1 protein-coding gene and 1 tRNA gene are annotated in these 1,670 nt (G+C 58.4%); one reads left to right on the top strand and one right to left on the bottom strand.

Annotation, left to right across the window (positions count from 1 at the left end):
* Positions 1-6 precede the first annotated feature (6 nt).
* Positions 7-1,446 (bottom strand): 9,9'-di-cis-zeta-carotene desaturase, encoded by a 1,440-nt coding sequence (gene zds / locus NW820_RS12245; protein ID WP_414407629.1) that lies wholly within the window; start codon positions 1,444-1,446, stop codon positions 7-9.
* Between the two features lie 152 nt (positions 1,447-1,598).
* On the opposite strand from zds, the gene NW820_RS12240 reads away from it, so the two are divergent.
* Positions 1,599-1,670: transfer RNA gene (locus NW820_RS12240), tRNA-Gly, on the top strand.

Genomic DNA, 1,670 nt, shown 5'->3' with positions numbered 1-1,670 from the left:
CTCCTATCAGGGATCCCTGTGGGCAGCCAGAATGGCCTGAGCAGCCAGGTGGCCGGAGAGGGTGGCCCCTTCCATGCTGTCGATGTAGTCTTGGGCGGTGTAGCTGCCGGCAAAAAAGAAGTTGGGTACTGGGGTCTTTTGCTGTGGGCGGTAGGGATCCATGCCCGGTGCTTCTCGATAGAGGGAGTGGGCCAGTTTCACCACGCTGTACCAGGTCATGTTCAGTTGCCGGGATGAGGGAAACAGCTCGTGGACTTGGTGCAACACGTGCTGGGCAATTTGCTCGTTGGGCATGGAAATGAAGGGATCCCCCGGCGTGAGCACGCATTGTAGCAGGGATCCCTGGCCGGGTTTGTAGTAGTCGGCGGGGCTGGTGAGGGCCAGATCGGCAAAGCAGGAAAAATCGGCATCGGCGGTGTAGAGGAGATTGTCGATACCCAGAGCCTCTGGGTGTTGGCTGGCTCGTTTGGCCTGGCCTTGGGGGTTCAGCTCCGTCACCCAGCCATCGAAGCGCAACTGCACCGTGGCCACCGGTACGGATTCCAGCTTGTAGAGGTTGTCGAACTGAGGCCACTGCCGCCACACTTCCGGGATCAGCCGCTTGGCCCCTTCCACCGCCGCTGCGCACACGTACACATCTGCCTCCACCCGCTCTCCATTAGTCAAGAGCAAGCCGGTCACGGGGTAGGGAGAGGAGTCGCTCACTTCAATGCGGCTGACCCCTCTGCGGGTGTGGATCTGGCCCCCACGGGCTTGGATGTAGCGGACGATAGGCTGAGTGAGATAGGTGTCCGGGGATCCCTTGAGGAAATTGAGCTTGGAGGCCTCTGTTTTGCTGGCAAACATCTGAAAGATCGTCAGCATGCAGCGGGCAGAAATCTGCTCTGTATCGATAAAGCCCAAGGCATAGGCAATCGGGTTCCACATCCGCTTCAGGCTACCCTCGGATCCCCCATGCCGCCGAAACCAATCGGCAAAGCTCATCCGATCCAAGGCGCGAATTTGCCGCATTGCCCCTTCATAGTCCAGCAAGCCGCGAATCAAAGGGCTGGTGCCCAGCGCCAAGGCGTTGCGCAGCTTGTCCGCCCAAGAGAGCTGCTCGGTGGTGAAAAAAGCTTTGAGGCCGTTGAAAGGCGCCCCCAGGGGAAAGCGAAAATCCAGACTGGCCGTTTGCCCACCTCGGTTGACAAAGGTGTGGGTGTGTTGCTTGGGCAGCAGGTTCTCGTAGGCCCCCACCTTTTTCATCAGGGCAAACAAATTGCTGTAGTTGCAGAAAAAAACGTGCAGCCCCATCTCGATGTGGTTGCCATCGGCATCCTGCCAGGATCCCACCTTGCCGCCGACAAAAGGCCGCGCCTCGTAGAGCTGCACCTCGTGTCCTGCTTCAACCAAATCGACTGCCGTCACCAACCCGGCCAATCCGGCCCCAATAATGGCTACCCGCATAGCAATACCCTCAAACAGGCGCTGCCCGGGATCCCGCCCAGACTTTGCGCAACTGCAAAGAAAGATGAACTTCTCTCATTCTGGAACAAAATGCGCCAGGGATCCCTGACTTGACAAACCACCGCAAAACTTGCCATCATAAATTTCCCGACGCGGATGTAGCTCAGTGGTAGAGCTTCTCGTTGCCAACGAGACGGTCGCGCGTTCGAATCGCGTCATCCGCT

Origin of the sequence: Synechococcus sp. R55.7 (assembly GCF_047461955.1) — a bacterium.
Lineage (GTDB): Bacteria > Cyanobacteriota > Cyanobacteriia > Thermostichales > Thermostichaceae > Thermostichus.
The sequence above is the reverse complement of the archived record's forward strand: the minus strand, read 5'-3'. Positions and strand labels throughout refer to the sequence as shown.

What these genes read in the sequence shown, in the direction of transcription:
- zds (WP_414407629.1), bottom strand. Translation starts at nt 1,446, where the DNA reads ATGCGGGTAGCCATTATTGGGGCCGGATTGGCCGGGTTGGTGACGGCA.